This is a genomic window from Sphingomonas qomolangmaensis (assembly GCF_024496245.1).
Taxonomy (GTDB): domain Bacteria; phylum Pseudomonadota; class Alphaproteobacteria; order Sphingomonadales; family Sphingomonadaceae; genus Sphingomonas; species Sphingomonas qomolangmaensis.
The window spans coordinates 1,563,673-1,588,099 of sequence record NZ_CP101740.1 but is presented as its reverse complement, the minus strand read 5'-3'; the positions used below and the strand labels follow the sequence as shown (position 1 = coordinate 1,588,099).

The 24,427-nt window shown below is 65.4% G+C and carries 18 protein-coding genes; 5 read left to right on the top strand and 13 right to left on the bottom strand.

The window, feature by feature from the left end; translation table 11 throughout:
• Window positions 1–48: 48 nt before the first annotated feature.
• From NMP03_RS07480 to NMP03_RS07440, 9 genes are all read right to left on the bottom strand, one after another.
• Window positions 49–2,049, bottom strand: coding sequence for a glycoside hydrolase domain-containing protein (locus NMP03_RS07480; RefSeq protein ID WP_256507854.1), 2,001 nt, complete (start codon window positions 2,047–2,049; stop codon window positions 49–51).
• Entirely contained in the window at window positions 2,046–3,305 is a 1,260-nt protein-coding gene (locus NMP03_RS07475; protein ID WP_406698361.1) for a YdcF family protein, read from the bottom strand. The genes NMP03_RS07480 and NMP03_RS07475 overlap by 4 nt, the downstream gene beginning before the upstream one ends.
• On the bottom strand, window positions 3,299–5,755 hold the full coding sequence (locus tag NMP03_RS07470; RefSeq protein ID WP_406698433.1) for a TonB-dependent receptor: 2,457 nt from the start codon (window positions 5,753–5,755) through the stop codon (window positions 3,299–3,301). The genes NMP03_RS07475 and NMP03_RS07470 overlap by 7 nt, the downstream gene beginning before the upstream one ends.
• A 206-nt stretch (window positions 5,756–5,961) precedes the next feature.
• Window positions 5,962–6,609 carry a hypothetical protein gene (locus NMP03_RS07465; protein WP_256507851.1) on the bottom strand — a complete coding sequence of 216 codons (648 nt, stop codon included), beginning with the start codon at window positions 6,607–6,609 and terminating at the stop codon, window positions 5,962–5,964.
• A gap of 86 nt (window positions 6,610–6,695) precedes the next feature.
• Window positions 6,696–7,874, bottom strand: coding sequence for a Gfo/Idh/MocA family protein (locus NMP03_RS07460; protein WP_256507850.1), 1,179 nt, complete (start codon window positions 7,872–7,874; stop codon window positions 6,696–6,698).
• A 12-nt stretch (window positions 7,875–7,886) separates the two neighbouring features.
• On the bottom strand, window positions 7,887–9,152 hold the full coding sequence (locus tag NMP03_RS07455; RefSeq protein ID WP_256507849.1) for a Gfo/Idh/MocA family protein: 1,266 nt from the start codon (window positions 9,150–9,152) through the stop codon (window positions 7,887–7,889).
• The gene (locus NMP03_RS07450; protein ID WP_256507848.1) at window positions 9,139–9,966 is read right to left on the bottom strand and encodes an FAD:protein FMN transferase; all 828 of its coding nucleotides are present in this window, start codon (window positions 9,964–9,966) and stop codon (window positions 9,139–9,141) included. The genes NMP03_RS07455 and NMP03_RS07450 overlap by 14 nt, the downstream gene beginning before the upstream one ends.
• A gap of 41 nt (window positions 9,967–10,007) precedes the next feature.
• Window positions 10,008–11,318 carry a Gfo/Idh/MocA family protein gene (locus NMP03_RS07445; RefSeq protein WP_256507847.1) on the bottom strand — a complete coding sequence of 437 codons (1,311 nt, stop codon included), beginning with the start codon at window positions 11,316–11,318 and terminating at the stop codon, window positions 10,008–10,010.
• A 17-nt stretch (window positions 11,319–11,335) separates the two neighbouring features.
• A complete protein-coding gene (locus tag NMP03_RS07440) occupies window positions 11,336–12,739 on the bottom strand; it encodes a 3-keto-disaccharide hydrolase (protein ID WP_256507846.1) in 1,404 nt (467 codons plus the stop codon).
• 341 nt (window positions 12,740–13,080) lie between these two features.
• Between NMP03_RS07440 and NMP03_RS07435 the strand changes: the two genes are divergently transcribed.
• From NMP03_RS07435 to NMP03_RS07420, 4 genes are all read left to right on the top strand, one after another.
• Complete coding sequence (locus NMP03_RS07435) at window positions 13,081–13,785, top strand: FadR/GntR family transcriptional regulator (RefSeq protein WP_256507845.1); 705 nt, start codon at window positions 13,081–13,083, stop codon at window positions 13,783–13,785.
• A 255-nt stretch (window positions 13,786–14,040) separates the two neighbouring features.
• Complete coding sequence (locus NMP03_RS07430) at window positions 14,041–17,121, top strand: TonB-dependent receptor (RefSeq protein WP_256507844.1); 3,081 nt, start codon at window positions 14,041–14,043, stop codon at window positions 17,119–17,121.
• A gap of 90 nt (window positions 17,122–17,211) precedes the next feature.
• On the top strand, window positions 17,212–18,381 hold the full coding sequence (uxuA, locus tag NMP03_RS07425) for a mannonate dehydratase (protein WP_256507843.1): 1,170 nt from the start codon (window positions 17,212–17,214) through the stop codon (window positions 18,379–18,381).
• An 82-nt stretch (window positions 18,382–18,463) separates the two neighbouring features.
• On the top strand, window positions 18,464–19,756 hold the full coding sequence (locus NMP03_RS07420) for an MFS transporter (protein WP_256507842.1): 1,293 nt from the start codon (window positions 18,464–18,466) through the stop codon (window positions 19,754–19,756).
• A 100-nt stretch (window positions 19,757–19,856) separates the two neighbouring features.
• On the opposite strand, the gene NMP03_RS07415 is transcribed toward NMP03_RS07420, so the two are convergent.
• From NMP03_RS07415 to NMP03_RS07400, 4 genes are all read right to left on the bottom strand, one after another.
• A complete protein-coding gene (locus tag NMP03_RS07415; protein WP_256507841.1) occupies window positions 19,857–20,123 on the bottom strand; it encodes a hypothetical protein in 267 nt (88 codons plus the stop codon).
• Entirely contained in the window at window positions 20,120–21,823 is a 1,704-nt protein-coding gene (gene argS / locus NMP03_RS07410) for an arginine--tRNA ligase domain-containing protein (protein WP_256507840.1), read from the bottom strand. The genes NMP03_RS07415 and argS overlap by 4 nt, the downstream gene beginning before the upstream one ends.
• A gap of 177 nt (window positions 21,824–22,000) precedes the next feature.
• A complete protein-coding gene (locus tag NMP03_RS07405; RefSeq protein ID WP_256507839.1) occupies window positions 22,001–22,135 on the bottom strand; it encodes a hypothetical protein in 135 nt (44 codons plus the stop codon).
• A gap of 89 nt (window positions 22,136–22,224) precedes the next feature.
• On the bottom strand, window positions 22,225–23,847 hold the full coding sequence (locus tag NMP03_RS07400; RefSeq protein ID WP_256507838.1) for a M28 family peptidase: 1,623 nt from the start codon (window positions 23,845–23,847) through the stop codon (window positions 22,225–22,227).
• Window positions 23,848–24,077: 230 nt separating this feature from the next.
• Here NMP03_RS07400 and NMP03_RS07395 point away from each other — a divergent pair, with 230 nt between their 5' ends.
• On the top strand, window positions 24,078–24,425 hold the full coding sequence (locus NMP03_RS07395; RefSeq protein ID WP_256507837.1) for a DUF6152 family protein: 348 nt from the start codon (window positions 24,078–24,080) through the stop codon (window positions 24,423–24,425).
• The last annotated feature ends 2 nt before the right edge of the window (window positions 24,426–24,427 follow it).

Sequence of the window (24,427 nt, the reverse complement as noted above, 5' to 3'; positions counted from 1 at the left end):
CGCGAAGCGCCCGCGGTCGGCCCTGGCACCGTCGTGCACGTCGCGGTTCTACGGCGCAATGGCTCGATGCGACAGGAACCGTCCCTGAAGCGGCCGCGCGTTGAGTCGCATTTCACCTTTGCCGCCGCGCGTGATCGTCGTCCCCGCGCGCCCAACTGGGTTCGGTGCCCGATTGCGTAGCATGGCCGAGGCCATCGGCGGGGTCGCGACATATTGGGGCTGGCCTGGTATCAAGGGGTATAACCCGATGGTCGCCCAAATGTACCAGGCCGACATCGTGCCCTGGTCATCGTCCATGCCATCGGCAAAGCCCTGGGGAGCCAGCCGGAAGCTGCGTCCGATCCAGGGTTCGGGACGAACCCCGCTGTTGACGTAGCGGTGCGGCACCGGCTCGCTGGCATAGCGCGAGACCAGCCGCGCGGTGGCGGCGGGATCGCCCAGCCAGGCGAAAAGATAGGGCACGTGGATGTCGGGTTGATTGGTCATGTTGAACAGGTTTTCGGCGAAGAACCGGTCGAGCTCCGGACGCATGCGCGGCCCCAGCGCCTCGGCCAGCCATGGCAGGTCGAATACCGGTGCCCAGCGATACTGCGCCAGCGTTCCCTGATACAGCCCGCGCGCCTTCACGATATCGGCATCGGCACCCAGATCGCGAAACGTCGCCAGCCACATCGGGCGGTACGCCAATGCCTTGGCGCGGAACCGCTCGGCGATCGCCGTCTCGCCCAAATCGCCGGCAAGCTCGGCGATCGCCCAATCGTCATAGGCGGCTTCGATCTGTTCGTCGGGGGTCGCGCGTGCCAGCGTCGCGCTTTCGGCGATCATGCCCGCCAGCGCGGCATGCGCATCGAAATCGACGATTCCCTTGCGCCGAAAGTCCAGGAGCACGATCCCGGCATGCTCGGTCCGAACGGTGATGAACGGCTCGTGCTTGGTCGACCAGCGCTGCTTACCGGTGGCATAGAGCCGGACCAGCGACCGCGCGATCTGTGCGGCGCGCGCGGGATCTATCAGCGCCAGCAACGGCATCTGGGTCCTGTAATTGTCCCATAATGCCCAGCCGGTGTAATGTTGCTCGCCCGGCGGAACCGTCGCGATCACCCCGTCGCTGCCGCGGAAACGGCCATCGGGGTCGGTGATGGCGACGGGCGTCTGCATCACCCGGAACAGCGCGGTCTGGAACAACGCCCGCTGCTCGGAACTGCCCTGGATCGTCAGGCGCGACAATTGCCGGTTCCATTCGGCCAAGCCGGCTTTGGCGATCGCGGCGAATTTTCGCCCGTTCAGCTCCCGATCGCGCACCCGCGCCGCGGCGGCCGGGTCGATCGTCGATAAACCGGTTCGCAGTTCGATCACGTCGCCGGCACGCACCCGCAGCGTCGTGCGCGCATCGCCCGCGCCGCCGCGCCACTGCGCGCGCACCGGCTTGCCGGCGTGCAGCACCCGCGTTGCCGAATGGAGATGATAGGCACCGGCATCGCACACCGTACCCGCGGAAAAGCTGGCGCGGACATCGGCATCGCCGCTCTCGCGCCATAGCGCGGCAAGGCGCTTCGAATATCCCTGATCGAAAGCGACCACCAAATCGACATCGCCCCCGCGCGGCAGGGTAAAGCGGATGACGCCGGCGCCGCGCGTGGCGGTCATTTCGGCCAGGATGCCGCTGGCATACGCGACACGATAATAGCCGGCATGCGCCGCCTCGCGCCGCTTGTCGATCACGGCGGGCGCGGGGGCGCCGCTATAATCCAGGCTGACGCGGACGTCTCCGCCGGCCCCGCTGCAGCCCACCCCGACGGCACGGGTGTGCGAAAACCCCACCAGATGCGTCGCGGCGAAATCATAGCCGGCGAAATTGGCGGGGCGCGTGTCGGGGCCGAGCTGGACCATGCCGTGCGGCGCGACCGCAGCGGGGCTGAGTTGACCGAAATCGGCAAGCGTTCCGACGAACGGATCGACGATACGCCCCGGCGCCTGCGCCTCGGCGTCGGAGAGCGCGAGCAGCAGTGCGGCCGCGAACGCCGCCAGCCACGTGCCGAGGCGGATCATGGATCGAGCGGGTCCATCGCCTCAACATGGAAGGCGAGCGGGGAGGGGGTGAAGCGTGCGGTGAAGCGATCCGGCCCCGGCGCGATACGCCCCGGCTGTACGCCCATCTCGTCGAGATTGCGCTGCGCCAGTTGCGGCCCGGTGATATATTGGATGGTCCGGTGATCGGAAACGATCAGCGCCTCGCGATCGGCGGGCAGTCCGGCGGCGAGCATCAGCCGCGCGACGTTCCGCAAATTGGTCGTGGTATGGCGGGCATGCGGCTCTATCAGGATGCGATCGGCGGGCACGCCGTGCTGCGTAACGAGCAGCCGCTTCATCTCGGCGGCTTCGTTGAACGGGGTACGGTTGGGATGCACGTTGCCCCCCGACACGATGACGAACGGCGCAACGCCGCGCGCGAACCGGTCGGCTGCGATACGAAGGCGGACATGCGTCAACGGACCCGTCCGCGACTGCGCATCTTCTGCGCCATGTCCGAACACGAGCAATGCCGAATAGGGGGTCTTCTCCCAATCGGTCCGCGCGACTGCTTGCGCCGCAGCGGCGTTGGGACCGTCGAGCAACGGACGATATTCGCCCGCGTTGGTGCGTTCGTTCAACTGCAACAGCCCGGTGGCGTAGCGAAGCGAGGGATCGAAAAACAGATCGTCGCTGCCGCCCAATGCGGCGGTTGCGACGCCATGAACGTCCAACAATGCCGCAAACTCTGGCGCCGCAACGTCGAAGATCGTCGCATCGATCGCCGGATAGCGCGGTGCCACGCCCTGGGCATAGACCGCGATGACCCGATTGATCGCGGCGGCGGCATTGCGCCATGCGGCTGCAAGCAGATCGGTGTCGCGCAACGCCGCGTGCCGCCCGAAGCGTCCCGATGCGCGCATCTGATCGGCCACGAGCGCGCGCGATAGCGCAGCGTTACGCGCCAGGACGCGCAGTCGTGCTTCGACGGTGGCGATGTCGGCATCGGTCCACGTCCAGGCATCGGCAAGGCATTTGGGGGATGGGGCACAGCCCGAGGCCCCAACCCGCGCCGCGCGCTCGGCAGCGAGCTTTTGCAGGTCCCGGTCCCGGCGTAGCGCGACGGCCCAATCGGGCGACTGCCGCATCATCGCGAACAGCGGGAAGATGCGGGTTGGGAGCGTGTCGCCGAAGGGCGCGCTATACCCCGGCAAATCCTGCGCCCCGACCGAAGTCGGGGCGAGGACCGCAACGATGCCGAGGCTGGCGGCGATGATCGCGCGGCGCACTACCATTCCCGGCTGACGACGAGGCGGAAGTTGCGACCGAACAAGGGGCGCCCGTAGATGGCGTCGCTTGCCCCTTGGCCACCCAGCTGATCGGTACGCGGATTGCCCTCGGTAAGCCCGCGCGCGTTGGTCAAATTGTCCCCGACCACCTGGAAGCGCCATTGATCGAGGGTCAGCGACGCGCTGGCGCCCAGCGTTTGGAACGCGGGCAGCGCGGTAAGGTTGAAAAGATCGACATAGCGTCGTCCCTGCCAATCGAACCGACCCGCGATATCGAGCGTCCCGGTGCCGACGGGAACACGGAAGGTGGGGCGGATGTTGCCGAAGAATTTCGGCTCGCGGATGATCTGGTTGCCGTTGACCGCGCTGGGGTCGGCACCCGAATTGTTCGCCAGGTTGCGATATTGCGGATCGGCCACCGTCACCGCGCCTGCCAGCTCGAACCAGCGCGCGGGTTTCAGCCGACCGTCGATCTCGATACCCTTCGCGACGGCTTCGCCGATGAACGGAACGACCTGATCGTTGCGGCCCGTTTCGGGGTTGAAGGCGACGAACGAGGCGTTGAACGGATCGAACTTGGTGTAGAAGCCCGTGACATAGAGCGAAGCCATGTCGAAGCTTGCCTTCAAGCCGACTTCATATTGGCGCGCGCGGGTCTTGAGGATCGCCGGATTGATGCTCGACACCACGCCGAGCTGCGGCGGCACTTCCAGGTTCGAAATGCGACCATAGGTGCCGAAATTGGCGCCGAAGTCGTAATTGATACCGACCGTCCAGTTGGTCGCGCTGGGCTTTAGCTCGGATGCGACGCTCGCGCCGGTAAAGGCGCGCGTGGCATCATCGGCCAGCGTCGTCGGATCGGCCAGATTGGCATTGCCCGACAGCAGCGCAAAGCCCTGATAATCATACCATTCCTGGCGAATCCCTGCGTCGAGGCGCAGGCCGTCGAAGACATCCCAGGTGTCGTTGGCGTACAGCGCCAGTACCTTGCCGTCGGCTTCACCCTGGTTGAGCGTGGTGGTGTAGCGCAGCACGCCATTTTGCGTGACCGATCCGAGCACCGTGCCGGTTGCCGAATAGGCCACCAGGTCGATCGTGCGCGGCTGGCCGCGCAATTCGATGAGCATGTCCTGATAGGCGATGAAGCTGGTGTTGCCATAGGCCGAGCCATAGGCACCAACGCGCACATCATGCGTGCCGAACCCGGTTTCGAACTTCCTGGTGACGCTGAGGTCAGCCTGGCTCGAATAGAAGTCGGCCTCGACCGCGCGATACTGGCCCGAAAGGATCAGACCCGAATCGGCATAGGGATCATAGGCCGTTGCGCCATTCGTCCCCGCGATCGCATAGCCGAGCCGGGCGACGGGATTGGCTGCGGTGCCGAAGGCCGTACCCGCGGCGCTGGTATAGCGTGCGGCAAAGGTGTTGGCGTCGACCGGATTGGTGGTCGAATAGAATGCGTCGAAGCTGCTCTTGCCCTTGGTGACACCCAGTTTGGCGGCGACGAGCCAGCCGCCGAAATCGCCGTCCCAATCCAGCCCGGCATTGAAGAAGCGCATATGCCGACCATCGGCAAGATCGCGGCTCTGCGACTGCAGCACGCCGGCGCCATCGCGATATTTGATGTTCACGTCGCGCAGCGCGGGCGAGTTCAACGTCCCGCGATGATAGTCGAGGAAGCTATCGAGCGAAGCCGAAGGGTCGCGCGGATCGGCGACGGGAATCGGCAGATAGAAGATGTTGTGGTCGTTCACGTACATGGCCGAAACCTTGATCGAGCCATTGGCAAGGTCGTGCTTCAGATTGGCGCGGATCTGGCCGCCCTTGTCGCTGGGAAAGCCCGAATCGCGGTAGCCGTCGTGCTGGCGCAGGAACCCGCCGATCGCGAAATAGGTATTCTCGCCGATCGGCCCCGATTGCATCAGGTCGAGCCGGTACAGCCCGGTATCGCCGAGCGTAACCTGCGCCTTGCCGCGGGGGACGTCGGAGCCGGTGACGGTGATGTTGTTGGCGATCGCGGCCGCGCTGCTGGCGTAAATAGGCGCCGGACCGCCACGAACGACTTCGACGCGTTCGGTCATCAGATCGAACCGATGCATGCCTTCGCCCGAGTTGAAGAAGACACCGTCGATTTCATGGTACAGCGGAAGGCCGTCCTGCTGGAAGATGAGGTAGCCGCGATCGGTGGGGATGCCGCGCACGCGCGTGATGTTCTGCACCTCGCCGCCGGTCGCCTCGACCTGGATACCCGGCACGGTGCCGAGCAGCTCGGCGAAGTTTTTCGGCGCTATCCGTTGGATTTCGTCCTGTGACAGCGAATTGACGGCGTAGGAGACGTCGAAGCGGCGCTGCGCACGCGCCGCACCGGTCACGATGATGTCGGATTCGACCGCGTCTTCTTCTTCGGCGGTCTGCGCTGCTTCGACAGGAGCATTCGCTACGGGCTGCGCCTCCATCGTCTGCGCCTGCGCACCGTGCAGCCATGCGGCATTCAGCGCCAACCCAGACACGGCCAGCTGCATGCAAATCTTTATCGCCGAGACGCCCATCACCAATTTCCCCCTGACTGTGAGCTGGCGCCACTAGGGGTGGTTCACGACCTATTGATGAAACGCCGAAGGCATTTTGGTTACGCCGGCAAATGAGGCACCAGATGCATCGCCTAACGCGCGACGCAGCTTACCCCTGCCCACATGTCGGTTATGCGCGCTCCGGCTGAATTGCCGTCGAGAACGCCGTGCAGCTCGCCAGCGCTGAACTCGCTTCCGAGCGAGGTTTGGCTGACGGTCGCGCTATAGGCCGCGTCTAGCTCGGCACGGGTGCTGCCGGGGCCGATACCAGCGGCGGTCGCGATGCCGCCAACGCCGCGTGTTCCCAGGCTCCATCCGGCGAAGCGGCCATCCTGGAAGAGGAGGCTGAGCCCGTCGGGCCAGCTTGCGACCTGTACCGGGCCGGCGCCGCAATCGGCGTTGGTGCCTTTGACGGCGGGGCCGCGTACCCGCTCCAAGGAAGCGAGTACCTCGTCTTCCCGACGCCCGAAGGGGAGGGGGCGCGCGCTACCGCTGGGTTGCAGGAACCATCGTAAACCCTCGGCCTCCACCGCGAGGCGCGCTTGGGCGGCGGGCGCGGGGGTCGCTACCGCAGCGGGTGCGGCTCGATTGCCGAGCGGGGGCTGAGCCTGGCCAGCGCCTTCCACCGACTTGGGACCGGGAATCCCGCGCTCGGTATCTGGCTCGGCGGAACATCCCCCGAGACAGGTGATGCCGAGGAGGATCGGCGCGATCCGGCGCGCAAGCTTCGATATCGTCACGCGAGATCTCCTATCCATCAACGCTGGTCCATCGCGGTCTGGCGACATCTACCGCATGTGAGAGCCGTCCGCAGATTTGCTGGCCGTCATTCTATCGCTTGGGAAGGCGCCGGCGGCCGGGCCTGCGTCGCGTGCGCCGTCGCCGTCAGCACCAGTTCGGCGGCGAGTAGCGCACCCTCCTGATCCTGTGCGACCGAGGTTCGCTCGACCAGGTCGTTGACGAACTGCGGACCGAAGGGGAGGGGTACGTTCGAGCAGTCGATATAGCGCGTCCCCTTCCTGTCGGCGATGAACAGGTGGTTGCCGCCCGGACGCCCCGCGATATCGACATATTTGCGCAGTTCGATATAGCCTTCGGTGCCCAGGATGAAGAGCCGGCCGTCACCCCACGTCGACAGCCCGTCGGGTGTGAACCAGTCCACCCGCACATAGCCGGTGCCGCCGTCGCCGGTGATCATCATATCGCCGAAATCGTCGAACCCCGGGTGCTGCGGATTGGCGAAATTGCCGGTCTGCGACGCGAGCACCTGCGCCTTTTTGCTCCCCGTCAGATACACGAACTGGTCGGCTTGGTGGCTGCCGACGTCGGTCAGGATGCCGCCGTTGCGCGCCGGGTCCCAGAACCAGTCGGGGCGCGATGCCGCGGCCAAGCGGTGCGGCGCGAGATTGATGGTCTGGATCACCTTGCCGATCGCACCGTCATGCACCAGCTGGCCGGCCATCACCGCCGCCGGCACTTCGAGCCGTTCGGAATACATGATCGCGTATTTGCGGCCGGTCTCCTCGATCGTGCGGCGCACATCGGCGAGTTGTTGCAGCGTTACGACGGCCGCCTTGTCGCTGAGATAGTCCTTTCCCGCCCGCATCACGCGGATGCCGAGCGGTGCGCGCAGCACCGGGATGGCCGCGCTGCACACCAGCTTGATCGCCTTGTTGGCGAGTATCTCGTCCTCCGCACGCGCCAGCGCTACGCCGGGGAAGCGCTTTTGAAACATCGCGATTTGCCGGGGATCGGTGGCGTGGAACGCAGTGAGCACACCGCCGCCGCGGATGACCGCGTCGGTGATGCCATAGATGTGGTTATGGTCGAGCCCGATCACCGCGAAGGGCACGCGATACCGGGCTTCGGGCGCCGGTTGTGCCTTTGCGCCTTCGGTCGGGACATCGCCCCGCGTGGTCGATTGCGCCAGCGCATCGGCGGCGAAACCCGCAAGCCCCGCAGTCAATCCGATGCCCAGAAGCGCGCGGCGGTTCGTGTCGGTCACGGTTCTTTCTCCTCAGACGGCAACGAGCGACGTCGGCCACTTCACCGCTTCGCCGCTATCCATCGCCTGTTCGCCGATCAGCGAGGCGACGCTGGCATGATATGCCTGCGACAACAGCCCGGGTAGCGGCTTGCCCGAGCGCACTGCTTCGCCAAAGCCTTCGAATTGCAGCATCGTTTCGCTATATTCGCCCCAACCGAGCGACTCGCCGGGCGTCGTTACCGGCAATTCGGGGAACCATGTGGCGCCGCCGATCGGGATTGCGCGCTTTTGGCCGCGCTTCACATCGGCCTGCATGCGTTGCAGCGCCAACGTCTTGGGCGGTACTTCCCTGAAGATGCGGCCGAGTTCGGGCTCGATCGTACCCGTGCTGCCCTGGATCTGCTCCTCGCAGCCATAGCGGGCGTTGTTGAGCAACGACGTGTAGATCAGTTTTCGACCGCCGGCATATTCGTAGATGAGCGCGACATGGTCATAAACCTCGCGGCCATCTTTCCAAAAGCAGATGCTGCCCGATCCGATCACGCGGGTCGGTACGCCATCTAGGAACCAGTTGCCGACCTGTATCTGGTGCGTGGCGAGCTCGGTCATCAGTCCAGCCGAACTGTCGCGATACAGACGCCAGTTGATCTGGCGATCGCTGGCGCCGGCCGGGACCGCGCGGCGCCAGCTATTGTTGCGATGCCAGCTCGCGCGGATCTGGGTAACCGTGCCGATCTCTCCCGCCTTCACCCGCTTCAGCGCGTTCAGATAGGTTGGATGGAACATGCGCTGATGGCCGATCTGCAGGATCTTTCCGCTGCCTTGCGCCTGCTTCACCATCGCGCCGCAATCCTCGATCGTGCGGGCCATCGCCTTTTCGCACCAGACGTGCAGCCCGGCGGCAAAGCCGTCGGCGGCGGGGCGCGCATGCAGGTGAAGCGGCGTCGCGATCACCAGCGCGTCCAGACCGCGGGCATCGAGCATCGCGCGATAATCGGAAAAGGCGCGTACGCCCGAGCCGACCAACGCCCGGCCCTTCGCAAGATTGGGGGCATAATTGTCGCAGATCGCCGCGACGGTACAGTTGCGCGTCTTGGCGATATTCTGGATCAGCGCGCGGCCGCGATCGCCGGTGCCGATGACGCCCAGGCGCACGCGATCACCGACCGCAACCTGCTCGGTGCCCGCTGCCGCCGCCGCCCAGGGCGCCGCGCTGGCGACGCCGGCAAACGCCGTGGCCTTGAGCACGCGATCGATGAAGGATCGCCGCGTCTGGTCGAAATCATAATCGTTCATCGAAAGGCATCCTGGCTGGGTAAGCGGGCATCGCCGCTTCATGGGCGAAATCGAATAGGAAGCGGCGCGCGAACGGGTCGGTCAGCAGCCGGGTGGCATGGTCGCCATCGGCGACGAGCAAGGCAGTACTCATCATCTCGGCACGCGCGCCGGTCGGTTCGATTGCAACCGTGGTGCGGTCGTTGGTGATAATGGCGCCGTCGATGGGACGGATCATCGCTGCACGCTCGGGTGCCGCGACGCCAGCGCCGATCGTCGAGGAGATCGAAAGCGCCTCGTTGGTGAGTTCCAGCTCGACGAGCATGTCGCCCGGTTTCGTCGGATGGGGTACCGTGATCGGCCACGCCCCGCCGAGCGGATGCTCGCCGATCACCGCGATCGAACTTTCGCCCGCCGATAGCAGGGCAGATACAATTCCCGCTTCGCGCAACACCGCACCAGCGCGATCGAGCGCGAACCCCTTGCCGAACCCGCCGAAATCGAGCGCCACGGGGCGCGATGCCGAAACGCGCGCGGTGGCGGGGTCGAACGAGATCGCGTCCCACCCCGCCGATCGTTTCGAAGCGTCGGCGGCGGGATCGAACAGGCCATGGGTCAGCGCATAAGCGGTTTCGATCTCGACCAACGCGTCCAGCAGCACGCGATCGGTGACGACCGCGATTTCGCCCGCCATCAAACCCGCATTCAGCGCCGTCGTCGGCGACGGCCGGTGGATCGTGAGCGCGTCGTCGACCGCCTCGATCGCCCGGCGCGCCGCGAACAACGCATCGTCGTCCGCCGCGCCGAACGCGTGGATTTCGATCCGCGTGCCCATCGCGACGAACCGCTCGACATGGGTCTCGATCGCGGCGACGGTCAGGCCCTGATCTCCCAGCCGGGTTCATAGTCGACCGACCACAGCTTCATCGCCTCAGCGCCGGCCGGCTTGCCCGTCGCGGGATCGACGGTGAGCGTCGCGTCGGTCCGATAGGCGATGTTGCCGAGGTGACAGAGGGTCGTGCTGATGTGCCCCTCGCTGATCGGTGATGCGAGCGCGCTGGCCTTGCCGCGGATGACGTCGACGAAATTGCCGGCGTGATAGACGTCGAGGGCGCCCTCGCCGACGGTTCCGGTAGTCTCCGAACTGGCGGCCGCCTTGACCTCGCGCAGCTTCTTGCCGCCCAGGTCGTACAGCTCGAAGCCGTTGCGATCGACGACCGCCGACCCTTTGGTCCCGAGCAGCAATACGCCGCGGCCGCGGCCATAGCGCTCCATGCCGTTGCAGCTGTTGCCGTCCCAGCGGATGGTGCGGCCATCGTCATAGGCCAGGTCGAGCGCGAGCGTGTCGTACATCTCCCAGTCGTCGTCGCGATAGAATTGCCGCGACCCGCGCGCCGACACCGATTTGGGGTATGTGAGCCCCATCAGCCACCGCGCCACATCGATTTCGTGCATCGCATTGTTGCAGATTTCGCCGGTGCCGTATTTCCAGAACCAGTGCCAGTTATAGTGCACCACATTGGAGCGATATGGCCCGCGCGGGCGCGGCGCTTGCCAAAGATCCCAGTCGAGGTTGGCGGGGGGCGCTACCTCCTGTCCCTTGCCGATCGACTTGCGGCTGTTGGCGTACCATGTCTGCGCCTCGAAGATATCGCCAAGCTCGCCTGCCGCGATCATTTGGCCGAGCTGCCGCGTTTCGGGGCTCGAGCGTTGCTGGTTGCCGACCTGCAGCTGGCGTCCGGTCCGCCGCTGCGCCGCGATCAGCGCTTCGCCCTCGGCGGGCGCGATACCGATCGGCTTTTCGAGATACACGTGGCGCCCGGCGTTCATCGCATCGATGCCGAGCTTGGCATGCGAATGGTCGGGGGTGGCGACGGTCACGATGTCGACGTCCTTGCCGTCGAGCAGGCGGCGATAATCGGCAACGGTCTTGGGGGCGGGATTCCCCTTGCCCGTGAACTCGGCGGCGCGTTTCGCCAGCACCAGCGAATCGACGTCGACCAGATGCGTGACCGCGACGTTCGGCAACTTGGTAAAGGCGCTCAAATGCGCCTGGCCGCGGCCGTTCAAGCCGATCACCGCTACCCGCAGGCGATCGTTCGCACCCTTGATCTGCGCATAGCTACGCGCGCTCATCGCCACGCCCAGCGTTGCCCCCGCGCCCTTTATCATCGTTCGACGGTCCATAGGTCCTGCCCCCTTGTTCATAGTTCGCGCAGTTTGATCGAGCGGAAATCGACCCGGTTGCCGTGATCCTGCAACAGGATCGGGCCCTGTTCCCATTCACCGAACCCGGGCCATTTCGCATATTTGCTTTGCGCGACCAGCGCCCGGAACTCGGGCGACCCGCGTTCATATTCGACCACCTTGAACCCGTTCAGCCAATGCTCGACATGGCTACCGCGGACGACGATGACGGCCCGGTTCCATTCGCCCGGCGGATTGACGCGCTTCCCGGGACTATCGGGGTCGTTCAGGTTGCGCGCGGTGATCAGGTCATAGAGCGAGCCGACCGTGCGGTTGCCATCGCGGCCCATCTTGGCATCGGGATGCCGCGCATCGTCGAGCAGCTGGTATTCGAGCCCGATCGCCGAACCGTCGCCCTTCAACAGGGTCGGATCGACGAAATATTTGATGCCGCTGTTGGCACCCGGGGTCAGCCGGAAATCGATCGACAGTTCGAAATCGCGGTAATCGCGCGTGGTGACGATGTCGCCGCCGTTGGTGGATTCGAGACCGCTGGCACTCTCGACCGTGAGCAAGCCGCCGGCGACCGACCACCCCTTTTTCGGGAAGCTCGCTGCCTTGGCACTGCGCCAGCCATTGCTGCTGCTGCCGTCCCACAACAGCTTCCATCCTGCGTCTCGCTCGCCTTGCGACAGCCGATTGGTCAGCCACCCTTGCTGCTCGAGCCCTGTCGCGGGCAAGGCGTGGCGGGCGGGTGAATCGGTGATGATCCGAACGTTGCGGAAGCGCGCTTCGGGACGCCGCGCCGCCTCGGCATCCGGGATGGCGTGGACCTGGAACGCGATGAAGCCGCGCGCGTCGACATCGTCCACGACATCGGCCGCCGGCACGCCGTTCACCCAGGTGCGCAGACGATTGCCGATCGCCTCGATCCGGTAATGATTCCAATCCCCCGAACGGAACGTGGCGCGCGCGGCGTCGTTGCGACCGAGCGTATACAGCCACTGGCGGCGCTGCTCGTCGTAAAGGCCGCCGCTCCACCCCCGTTTCGAAGGATCGATCTCGGCCTGATAGCCATGGACCACGCCGCCGCGATAATCGGGCCGGCTCTGCCCGCGCACCATCACGCCCGAATTGAGTGCCGGATCGGTCTTGGCCTCGAACTCCATGATATAGTCGGCATATTGCGCGTCCGACACGAGCCAGCTGTTGGTCTTGCCGGGAGCGGCTCGGCCGACCAGTTCGCCGTTCTCGAAACCATAGGTCGCGTTGCCGCCCGTCGTCCGCCAGCCCGCCAGCCCGGGGCGCGGCGTGATGTCACGCCATGGGGCGGGGGTCTGCGCCTGGGTGAGGGCGGGTGCCGGCAGCACCAGCATCAGCGGCGCGGCGACCGCGGCGAGAAAAGCAAATTTGCGAACCATTCAGACTCCCTCTCTTGCATCCTTGCGAGGAGAGTGGGCGCCTGATCGACGTGACGGATACGTCATGGTGCTCTCGCTGTATCACCGCCGGCATGTTTCCACCGATACGGCCTCTCCCAACCTATCCCTAAGTTCTGGTCGGACCACATGCAATAGCATTGTCAGACGTTTTTATCCGACAAGTTGGCTGCAACTGTCGACTCAAGGCTTGACTGCGGTTGCCGCAGGGCGAAGTAAGCGGGCCGTGGCACGACATGTCGGGATCGATATGCCAAGCCGGCGATCGAACGAGGACTGGAATGCAAGCAGTGGAGCGCGGCGGTAAACTCTATCGCAAGATCGTGCAGGCGATCGTCGCCGATATCAAGAGCGGAATGTTCCCGGTCGGCACGCGACTGCCCGCCGAGCGCGACCTGACCGAGCGGTTCAAGGTGAGCCGTCCAACGATCCGCGAGGCGATGATCGCGCTGGAAATGCAAGGCATGGTCGAGGCGCGCAAGGGATCGGGCATGTTCGTGCTCGCTTCATCGGCCAGCGGCGTAGATCGCGAGCTCGATATCGGCGCGTTCGAGATCACCGAAGCGCGGCGACTGCTGGAAGGCGAGGTAGCGGCGGTCGCCGCGACCGAGATCGACGAGCCCCAATTGGTCGAACTACGGGCCTTGCTCGCGCAAATGAGCCAAGAAGACAACGCCGCTGCGGAGGAGGCCGATCGGCGCTTTCACATCGCCATCGCAGAGGCGACGGGCAACGCCGTCATCATCGCCGCCGTCACGGATTTCTGGGACATGCGCTTCCGCTCGCCGCTGGCACGCGAGGTGCTGCTGAAGGCCGGCAGCTTGGGCACCGAAAGCCGGATGGCCGAGCATGGCCGCATCCTGCGAGCGCTGGAGGCCCGGTCGCCGATCGATGCGCGCAATGCCATGCGGGACCACCTCGCGCGGCTGATCGATCATCTGCTCGACGTCACCGAGACCGAGGCGGTCGAACGTGCGCGCGCCGAAACCAACAAGCGTCGGCGCGCGGTTGCCCGCCGATCGGTCTGAACCTTCCCATCGCTGTCGTCACGCGAGCATGTTCGCCAGGCTGCTCTGTCATTCCAGTCTGACGGGTCCGCGCGCCACCTAGCCAGATCGAATCGCCTCCAGCTGCCGCTTGGTCATACCCTCACGACCATCTTGTAAGACACTATTGTCATGCAGTCGGGGCTGGGGTAGCAAATCGGCAAGGCGCGGCATCAAGCCGTCTGCCAGCGAGCTGGGCACCGCATTCTGCGCAACCGGCCATAAAGGGGAGAGGGCATGATGACACCGATCAGCGGGACCAAGCGCCGATTGCTTCTCACGACCAGCGTCACGGGACTATTGATTGCGTCCCCCGCCGCCGCGCAGACGACCATAGCGGCGCCTTCGCCGACAACCGCCCAGACTGCCGAGCAACCGTCCGCCGAGCAACCGTCTGCCGCCTCGCCCGCGGGCGATACCGGCACCCAAGAAAGCGATATCATCGTCACCGGCTTCCGCGCCTCGCTGAGCAGCGCGCTGAACCAGAAGCGCAACGAAACCGCCGCGGTCGACAGCATCGTCGCCGAGGATATCGGCAAGTTTCCCGACTCGAACCTTGCCGAATCGATGCAGCGCATCCCCGGCGTCGCGCTGTCCCGCGGCGATGGCGGCGAGGGGCGCAATATCTCGGTTCGTGGTCTGGGCGCGCAGTTCACGCGCGTACGCATCAACGGGATGGAGGGCGTGTCGCAGGTCAGTGGCACTGACATTCGCGGCGGCGTCGTCTCGGGCCGCTCGTTCGACTTCGTGACGTTCCCGAGCGAGATCTTTTCCGCGCTGTCGGTGCGTAAGACCACGTCCGCCGACGTGGAGGAAGGCTCGCTCGGCGCGACGGTCGATCTGCGCGCGCCCAAGCCGTTCGACTCGACCAAGGACTTTTCGTTTTCGGCGACCGCGCGCGGAATCTACAACGACGTCAGCCAGAAGGTGGACCCGCGGGTGTCCGCGCTGGTGTCGAAGAAGTTCGGCGACACGTTCGGCGTGCTCGGCAGCGTCGCCTATACGAAGCGGCGTATCGAGGAATATGCCTATTCCGCGGTCGACATCCTGCCGACCTACGTCGCCGGCCAGTCGCGACCGGTGACGCAGCCGGGGCAGACCACGCCCACCAACATCATCTTCCCCTTTTGCACCCCGGTCGGTTACACCTATCAGGGCGTGGCGGTGACCAGCCCTGCGCCCGGCTTCGCCAACAGCGGCAATTCGGTCGGCGCCGATGCGAATAATTGCAGCACCGGCAATCCCCGCACCAGCACGCAAGCCGCCTATGACTATGTCATGAGCCGTACCGGGGTATCGGGGCGGCCCGGCGGCGGCGTGTTCCTGCCGCGCCTGCCGAGGCCAGCCAAGTCAAGTCAGGAGCAGGAGCGTCTCGCCGGCACGTTGACACTGCAATGGAAGCCAACCGACCGTACGGACATTTCGATCGACGGCTTGTATGCGCGGTTCAACGTTGACCGCCTGGACACCTATCTCGACGCGCGCTCCCTGGGTCGTACGGCGTCGAACAATGGGCAGCCAATGATGTCGATTCGCGACATTGAGGTCGATGATCAGGGTTCGCTGATCTATGCCTTGTGGGACGGCGTCGATCTGCGGTCGGAAATGCAGGACGAGCAGTTCTCGTCGACCTTCCGGCAGGTGAACCTCAATTTCGATCACCGCTTCAGCGATACGTTCCGGGTTTACGGCATGGCGGGCCTTTCGGATTCGATTTTGCAGGTCAATCGCCTGCAAGTGGCGATGGACTCCAACGACACCGACAATTTTTCGATCGATTTCCGCGACAATCCGAACGTGCCCACGCTCAGCTATGGTATCGATCCTACCAACGCCGCGCTCTTTGCCTATGGGCCACCGCTGCCCAACGGCGACCAGCGCGGCCAGATATCAAGCTTCGACCGCCGCAATTCGATCATCAGCCAGACGTTCGAACTCAATACCGAATGGGAAGCAGCGCCGGGTTTCGTCGTGGCCACCGGGGCTCAGTACCGCACCGGAAAATACACCCAGCGCACCTTCGATCTGATCCCCACCCAACGCCTGCCGCTCGCGCTGCCCGCGGGCGTCTCGCTCAGCGACCTGACCTTCACCACCACCGGCGTCGCCGACAACCTCGGCGGTGTCATGCAGGACTTCGCGGCGATCGATCCCGACAAGTTCCGCGACGCGGTAGGCTTCGATGCCAATTATGAATATTGCGGCATCGAATGCGGCAGCGGCTATGGCCTGGTCGACGAAACCTATACGTCGGGCTTCTTGATGGTGAAGTTCGATACCGAAAACATGCTGCCGATCTCGGTTCGCGGCGATGCCGGTGTCCGTTACGTTCACACCGACCTCAAAACCGAGGGGACGATCCCCACCGCCGCCCCCGCCGGATCGCGATTTCCGACGGTTGGCGTCATCTCGGCGGTCGAGCGGTCGTATGAGGACTGGTTGCCATCGGCCAACATCGCGTTCGACCTGACGTCGAATCTGATCGCCCGCCTGGCCGCGGCGCGCGTGATGTCGCGTCCGTCGTACGGCCAGCTGATCCCCAGCGGCAGCGTCAACGTCGCGATCCGCACCGGGTCGTTCAGCAACCCGTTCCTCGATCCGATCCGCGCCAACACCTTCGATGCGGCGCTCGAATGGTATTTCGCGCCGGGTTCGTTGATTTCGATCGCGTATTTCCACAAGGATATCGAGACCTATATCCAGAACACCACCCAGCTGGTGCCGTTCAGAGAGCTGGGCCTGCCGGATACGCTCCTGCTCAACAGCAACGCGACCCCCGAGGAACTGTTCAACGTCACGCGTAGCAACAACACACCGGGGGGGCCTTTGCGGGGGTTCGAGGTGAACGTGCAGTTGCCGTTCACCTTCCTGCCAGGGTTCCTCAGCAACCTCGGCGCGCTCGGCAGCTTCACGCGGGTGCGGTCGGACATCGATTACATCCTGCAGACCGACCCCGCCACCGGCGCACCGACGCTGACCCGCACCGCACCGCTCGTCGGCCTGTCCCCCGAAACGGCGAGCGGCACGCTCTATTATGAGGACGAGCGCTTCAGCATCCGCTCGACCGTCAACTATCGCGCCGGCTTCCTCACCAGCCTGCCCGGTCCGACCGACAGCGACGCCAATGGCAACGCCAGCTCGATCTTCGTCGACGCGTCGGCATCGTACAACCTCAGCCAGAATATCAAGCTGATCGCCGAGGTGTCGAACATCACCAATGAAACCAACCGGCTGTACACCGATACCACGCGGCAGGACCCGCTTTACACGTCGTATTTCGGCCGTACCTACGCATTGGCGGTCAATTTCCAGTTCTAAACCAGTCCTTGCCCTGCGCGTCGATCGCTTCGCACGATCGACGCGCAGGGCCCGATAAACTGTTCGATAAAGGGTAAGCTACCGGTGTTGATGACTCAGACGATGCGCTGGTTCGGTCCGAGCGATCCGGTATCGTTGCGCGACATCCGACAAGCCGGCGCCAGCGAGGTCGTCACCGCGCTGCACGACGTCGCCAACGGCAAAGCCTGGACGCGCGAGGCGATTGCCGCGCACAAGGCGGGCATCGAAAGCGCCGGCCTCGGCTGGACCGTGGTCGAAAGCCTGCCGGTCCACGAAGCGATCAAGACCCGCGGCGCCGATTGGCAGATGCTGATCGAGCGTTACGTCGAAAGTCTCGCCAACCTGGCGGCGTGCGGGATCCGTACCGTCACCTATAATTTCATGCCGGTGCTCGACTGGACGCGCACCGACCTCAAATGGGCGATGCCCGACGGCGCGCTCGCGCTGCGGTTCGAGCTCGATGCCGTCGCGGTCTATGATCTGCATATCCTGCGCCGGGCGGGTGCCGAGCGCGACTATGCGCCGGCCATGATCGAGAGCGCCGCCCGCCGCTTTGATGCGATGTCGGCACAGGCGCGACAGCAGCTCGAACACACGATCATCGCCGGCCTGCCGGGCAGCGAAGAGACGTTCACCACCGATCGCTTCCGCGAGGTGCTGGCGCAATATGACGACGTCGATGCCGACACGCTGCGCGCCAACCACATCGCCTTTCTCGAAGCGGTGTGCCCCGCGGCGGACGACCTTGGCGTCCAGCTGGTCGTCCATCCCGACGATCCGCCGTTCGCGCTGTTCGGCCTGCCGAGGATCGTCAGCACCGAGCAGGATGTCGCCGCGCTGTTCGCGCGCGTTCCCAACCGGTCGAACGGCCTGTGCTTTTGCGCCGGGTCGTTCGGCGCGCGGTCGGACAACGATCTGCCCGGGATGATCGATCGGCTCGGCGACCGCATCGGCTTCCTCCACCTCCGCTCGGTCGAGCACGAGGCCGATGGCATCTTCCACGAGGCCGCCCATCTGGAAGGGAGCGCCGACATGGCGTCGTTGGTCGCTGCGATCCACCGCCTGCAACAGCGCGAGGGCCGCTCGATCCCGATGCGTCCCGACCATGGTCATCAGATGATGGACGATCTTTCGAAGCGGACCCTGCCTGGCTATTCGCTGATCGGTCGGATGCGCGGTTTGGCCGAGTTGCGCGGCCTCGAGCGCGGCATCGCGTACGCCGCGGGCGTGCCGCTTTGACCGGGCTGTGCCGGCCTTGCCGGTCCAGCGGCGACGCGCGGGGCGGTCCGGCCGACAACGACAATCTGCGGGGAGTGTGAGCGTGGACGATTCCAAGAAAGCTGCGCCCCGGGCCGGCGGCAACGTACGCTGGATCATCTGCGCGCTGCTGTTTTTCGCGACGACGATCAACTACATCGACCGGCAGGTCATCGGTATCCTCAAGCCGACGCTGCAGGCCGAGCTTGGCTGGTCCGAGGTCGATTACGGCATGATCATCTTCTGGTTCCAGGCCGCCTATGCGATCGGCCTGCTAGCCTGCGGACCGATCATCGACCGGGTGGGATCAAAGCTCGGCTATGCCGCGGCGGTCAGCCTCTGGAGCCTGGCGGCGATGGCGCACGCACTGGTACGCAGCCCCGGCGGGTTCGCGATGGCGCGCTTCGCGCTGGGCCTGGGTGAGGCAGCGAACTTCCCGACCGCGATCAAATCGGTCGCCGAATGGTTTCCCAAGCAGGAACGCGCGCTCGCCGCGGGCATCCTCAACGCCGGCGCCAATGTCGGTGCGATCGTCACACCGATCCTGGTCCCCTTCATCACGATTCAATATGGCTGGCGAATGGCGTTCATCGTCACCGGCGCGCTGGGGTTCATCTGGCTCGCTGCGTGGCTCGCTTTCTACCGCGCGCCCGCGAAGCACCCCCGTCTGTCGCCGCAGGAGCTGGCGTTCATCAACGTCGACTCGGTTGCCGACGATTCCGCGCCGCCGATCCCATGGCGCAAGCTGTTCCGGTACCGCGCGACCTGGGCGTTCGTCGTCGCCAAGTTCCTGACCGATCCGGTGTGGTATCTGTTCCTGTTCTGGCTGCCCGACTTCTTCGCCCGGCGGCACGGGCTCGACCTGACCAGCTTCGGCCCGCCGCTGATCGCGGTGTACCTGATGGCCGATGTCGGAAGTATCGGCGGCGGCTGGTTGTCGTCGGCGCTGATCAAGCGCGGCTTCGGCGTCAACGCCGGGCGCAAGCTGGCGCTGCTGGCGTGCGCGATCTGCGTCACGCCGATCTTCTTTGCCAGCACGGTGTCGAGCCTGACGGCAGCCGTCGTCATCATCGGCGTTGCGGCCGCGGCGCATCAGGGCTGGTCGTCGAACCTGTATACGATGGTGTCCGACACCTTCCCGCGCAGCTCGGTGGCGTCGGTAATGGGGATTGGCGGCGCCGCGGGCGCGGTCGGCGGGATGATCATGGCACGCTATGTCGGGCAGGTGCTCGAGACCGTCGGCAGCTATTGGCCGGTATTCCTCTGGGCGGGCAGTGCCTATCTCGTCGCGCTGGTGTTCGTGCACTTGCTGGTGCCGTACCTCGACGCGCGCCCAGCGGCCGCCGGTCACGACTAAGCCGCACGCGCGCCTTCGCCAGACGAGATGCCGCGGCGGGAAGTCGGGAGCGGGCAGGGGGTCGGACTGCCCCGGTGATGCGAGCCCGCCCGAGCGAGGTTCACTCCTCGGACGTCCCCACCTGCCGAGGATCGTCGACCGGTTTCCCGCCCGCAGCGATGCGGGCGGAGAGGTCGCGCGCGGCCGCTCGCGCGATCGAAAGATGGTGGGCATGGCGCGACGCCAAGGCAGCGACATCGCCGCCGCAAAAGGGACATTCCCGCTCGCCCGGACGGGTGAACTGGCGGCACCCTCGACATAGCGGCAGTTGCTCGGCGACCCGCCCGGTCAGCGCGTTCGGTGCGGGCGCCTGTTCGGATCCGCTCATCGCGCCTCGACGACGATTTCGAAGCGTCCATGATCAAAACGGCGGCCCGGCGCGCGTTCCACCATGGTCAGCCGCTCGCGTAAGCCGCGCCGATCGAAATCAAGCGCGCCGAGCGCGGCAAGGCCGTGATCGATCAGCCGCGCGCGCCATAGCAGCGCGGTTGGCGTCAGCGAGGATCGTTGCTCCAGCGCGAGCAAGTGGCGGCAAAAGCGCACCAAAGACCGGGGGTCGTTCGCATTCGCCGCGCGCCGCACGATCGCGTTGAAGCGTTCGACTTGCAGAACAAGGAACCGTTCGACTGGGGATCCGGGATTCGGGAGCGGGAGCGGTCCGGTTCGCGCTTGTCGTGCAACCGCAGCAAGCTGCCATCCGAGATTGTCCTCCAGCCGGGAGAATGTGCACTCGGTGACATCGACGATCTGGTCGGGCGCTGCTGCAAGCATCGGCAGCAACAGCGCCGCGCGCACGCCGCGATCATCGGCCGCTTCGCCTGCGGCGCCGATCGATCGCGCACGCGCGAACACGGCGTCCAACGCTTCGTCGATCAGCAGCACATTGCCGCTGCTCGATTTCATCGTTGAGGATCCGAACCGAACCAACGCGTGATTAACCGTCGTGTAGTGCGAGCTAAAGTCGGTATCGAGCAGCCGATCGAGTACCGCGATCCGCACTTCGGTGCTGATGCGCCATTCGTCCCCCATGATATGAACCGTCGCGTCGAACGGACGCGCGGCAAGCGCGAGCCAGAGGACAAGCGCGCGTAGGTGTTCGGTCGGGAAACCGTCCGCACGTACCAGCGGGCAATGCGCATATTCCGGACGTCCGGTTGCGAGCACCACTGCGCCCGACGGCTCGACCTGGGCGAGGCCGGTGCGAACCAGTGCCTCCACCAACGCGGGCTGGCCGGGAAGCGCGATCGACTCGAGGACGACGGTATCGATCGTGACGCCCAGCCGCGCCAGCGTCGTTGCATGCTCGCGCAGGACACGATCGACCACCTTGGTCCATTGCGAGCGAACGACAGGGTCCTGCGCGCGCCAACGGTCGAGTATCCGATCGGCTTCGTCCCGGTGGAGGTCCAGTTCGCGGGCGATCATGCGATCGGCCGCATTGCCGCGGGTCTCGTCCACCGCCGCGGCGGTGACGTAGCGCGCGTATAATTCGCCGAGTTGGCGGTCGAGTCGACCCGCGACCTCGTCGGGGTCGCTCCAACCCGCGCGGTTCAGCCCGGCGAGCGCTTCGGCCATGTTTCGCCCGATGTCGCATGCCACGCTCTGCGTGGAAACCGCGGCGCCGGTCCAGCGCCACAGCCCGGCGATCGCGGTGCCGAGCGCGATGTTGCGCAAATGGCCTGCGTGCAGCGCCTTGTTCAGGTTTGGATCGCAGAACGCGACGCGAACACGCTGCGGCGCGCTGGTCTGTGCTTCGACCGCAAATCCATTGGGCTCTGCCAAACGGGCGGCATGCTCGGCGAGAAACCGGTCGCGCAGACGAATCTTAACTTCGTGCGACTTGAGCACCACACTCTCGACGACATCGCTCGAGGCTAGCGCGGCCGGGACGCGCGTCAGCGGGTTGACCAGGGTCAAGACAGCGTCGGGGACCCCGGCGGGCGACTTGCGAAATTCGACCGCAACGATTTCATGCCTGAAGGTTTCCGCAACCTGGTCAGCAATGATATCGGCAAGGTCCCGCCGCATGTGACGTCCGCCTCCGGTAAATATTCGCCTAGGATTCGTGCTAGTGCGGGAATGAAAACCATCTAAGCGGTAAATACAAACCTATTTGTGTCATTATCAAGTGGCCAGAAAGATAGTCCAGCTTCCGTATAGAAATGGTCTACCGACAAATGGTGTTCACCAAGATGAGCGAAATCGCTAGAGCCCGGCGTTCGCTTCCAGATCGGTAAATCGCCGATCGATATCGCCCGATCCCGGCCTCGCAGCCCGTGCGGCGTCGGCGACGATCCGTCGCTCGTCGATCACGATGATCCGGTCACGCGTGATCAGCAATATGGCCGCTTCGGCCTCGTCGCGTTCCGTCGTCCAAAGCCGTCGCCTCCCGGCGGTCTTTGCGAAATCTCGGGTCGCCCATTCGGGCGTTAGCGACGCCGATCGGGGTCGCTCTTCGCACGCGCCGCTGCGAAGTCGCTGTCGGCGCGCCAGGCGGGCCAACGCGCGCTGTTCGCGATTTCCGATGCGAGGCCGTGGACCAGCGCACCGTCTTGTGCCGCCGCCGCCATGTCCCAGCTTTCCTGGAACTCGTCGCAGCGCTGGTGGTAGCATTGCGAATTATACTGCTCGACCACCGCGTCGGCGCGCCCGCCGCCGGCAAGGTCGCGACCTGCGCGGAAATAGAGGCTGGGCACCCCGGCCTGCGCGAAGGCATAATGGTCCGATCGCTGGTACCAGCCCGCCTCGGGCGCGACTTCGGGTTCGATGCGGCGGCCCTGCGCCTTCGCCAGCCGGGCGAGATCGTCCTCCAGATCGACCCGGCCGGCGCCGATCAATTCGATCGAACGCGTCGCCGGGAGCGCCAGATGCGGATCGAGGTTGAACACCGCCGCCGTGGTTTCGAGCGGGCGGATCGGATTGGCGACATAATGATAGGCGCCGAGCAGCCCGTCCTCTTCCGAGGTATAACCGATGAAGAGCAACGTGCGCTGCGGACGCGGCCCTCGCGCAAACGCACGTGCCACATCGAGCATGGTCGCGGTTCCGACGGCGTTGTCGACCGCGCCGTTGCGGATGGTGTCGCCCGTCGAGTCGGCGGGCCCTGCGCCATAGCCATCCCAGTGCGCGCCGAACACGACCGTCTCGCCGGCGCGCGTGGTGCCTTCGAGCTTGGCGACGAAGTTGCGCGTGGTCATCGGCGAGGCGGTGGCCGTCGCCGACGCGGTGACGCTGACGCCGGGGACCCCGACCGCGCGGAAGCCCGGCTGCTGCGCCTGCTTGATGAGCGTTTCGAGGTTCAGGCCGGCGCGCGACAGCATCGCCGCGGCGAGATCGCCCGAGACATAGCCGGTCACGCGCGGGGTACCGCTGGGGGTTGGCGCCGAGGCGAGCCGGAAGGTCGGGTTGGGGTCGCTGTTCCACAATTGTTGCCAAGGCCAGCTGGTGAGCGCCTGGCGGTGGATCTGGATCACGCCGACCGCGCCGCGTTCGAACGCGGCGCTTGCCTTCCCGCCGGCGTAGCGACTGCGCTGCCGCCCGCCGAAGCTGCCGCTCGGCTGATCGAAATCGGGGTCGTTGGGCAGGATCAGCACGATCTTGCCGCGCACGTCGGCGCCGGCGTAATCGTCCCAGCCAAGCGCGGGTGCATGGATCCCGAAGCCTGCGAATACCACCGGGGCGTCGGTTACCGTCGCGGTGCCTTCATGCGAGGGCGCGATCGAAAAGTCGCGCGCGCGCGCCGTCGCGATCCGCTCTCCCGCGGCGGTCACGTCGAAGGCGGCCGCGCCCTTGTCGAGACGAATGAGCGGGACCTCCTGAAACCACGATCCGTCGCGGCCCCCCGGCTGGAGCCCCGCGGCTTCGAACTGCTCCTTCAGATAGGCGAGCGTCATCGTTTCGCCGCGCTCGCCCGGACCGCGGCCCTGGAACGCATCGGAGGAAAGGACGCGGACATCCTCCTTGATCGCCTCGGGCTGGATCGGGGCGGTGGCGGTCTGCGCGCAGATCGCGCTGGGCAAAAGCAGCATGGCGGCGGTGAGGATGTGGCGCATGATCCGACGCTACCGCCGGCTCGGCCCGAACGCCAGCCGTCATGCGGTACGCTGCCGTCGTTACTCGGTGGTCGCTCGCTGCAGCAGGCGATGCCTACCCTCGGCGCTTGGGCCATGGCCTTTCGAACGATGGGGTGGGATAAGATCAGGTGGCGGACAGGGGTAGCTGCGATCGGAGCGAAGTTCCCCTTTGCGCGTATTCCACTGACTATTGCACCAGGAGATAGCCGATGTTCCGATACATTGCCGCCGCTACCGCCCTCGTCGCGATTCCTGTCGCTGCGATCGCGCATCATGGTTGGAGTTCGTACGACGAAACCAAGCCGATCACCGTTTCGGGGCCGTTGCAGACCGTCGTCTGGGGCAATCCTCACGGCACCGCCAAGATGATGTATCAAAAAAGGGCGTGGGACGTCGTGCTCGCACCGACCAGCCGAATGATCGCGCGCGGATTGGATGCCAATTCGATCAACAAGGGGCAGCGGGTGACGCTGACCGGCTATGCACGGCGCGACGGCACGGCGGAGATGCGGGTCGAGCGGATCACCGTGGGCGATACGACCGTCGAACTGCGCTAGAG

Excerpts from the sequence above, each read along its gene's own strand:
- NMP03_RS07480 (WP_256507854.1), bottom strand. The coding sequence starts at position 2,049 with ATGATCCGCCTCGGCACGTGGCTGGCGGCGTTCGCGGCCGCACTGCTG.
- NMP03_RS07475 (WP_406698361.1), bottom strand. The coding sequence starts at position 3,305 with ATGGTAGTGCGCCGCGCGATCATCGCCGCCAGCCTCGGCATCGTTGCG.
- NMP03_RS07470 (WP_406698433.1), bottom strand. The coding sequence starts at position 5,755 with ATGGAGGCGCAGCCCGTAGCGAATGCTCCTGTCGAAGCAGCGCAGACC.
- NMP03_RS07455 (WP_256507849.1), bottom strand. The coding sequence starts at position 9,152 with ATGAACGATTATGATTTCGACCAGACGCGGCGATCCTTCATCGATCGC.
- NMP03_RS07450 (WP_256507848.1), bottom strand. The coding sequence starts at position 9,966 with ATGGGCACGCGGATCGAAATCCACGCGTTCGGCGCGGCGGACGACGAT.
- NMP03_RS07445 (WP_256507847.1), bottom strand. The coding sequence starts at position 11,318 with ATGGACCGTCGAACGATGATAAAGGGCGCGGGGGCAACGCTGGGCGTG.
- NMP03_RS07440 (WP_256507846.1), bottom strand. The coding sequence starts at position 12,739 with ATGGTTCGCAAATTTGCTTTTCTCGCCGCGGTCGCCGCGCCGCTGATG.
- NMP03_RS07430 (WP_256507844.1), top strand. The coding sequence starts at position 14,041 with ATGATGACACCGATCAGCGGGACCAAGCGCCGATTGCTTCTCACGACC.
- uxuA (WP_256507843.1), top strand. The coding sequence starts at position 17,212 with ATGACTCAGACGATGCGCTGGTTCGGTCCGAGCGATCCGGTATCGTTG.
- NMP03_RS07415 (WP_256507841.1), bottom strand. The coding sequence starts at position 20,123 with ATGAGCGGATCCGAACAGGCGCCCGCACCGAACGCGCTGACCGGGCGG.
- argS (WP_256507840.1), bottom strand. The coding sequence starts at position 21,823 with ATGCGGCGGGACCTTGCCGATATCATTGCTGACCAGGTTGCGGAAACC.
- NMP03_RS07400 (WP_256507838.1), bottom strand. The coding sequence starts at position 23,847 with ATGCGCCACATCCTCACCGCCGCCATGCTGCTTTTGCCCAGCGCGATC.
- NMP03_RS07395 (WP_256507837.1), top strand. The coding sequence starts at position 24,078 with ATGTTCCGATACATTGCCGCCGCTACCGCCCTCGTCGCGATTCCTGTC.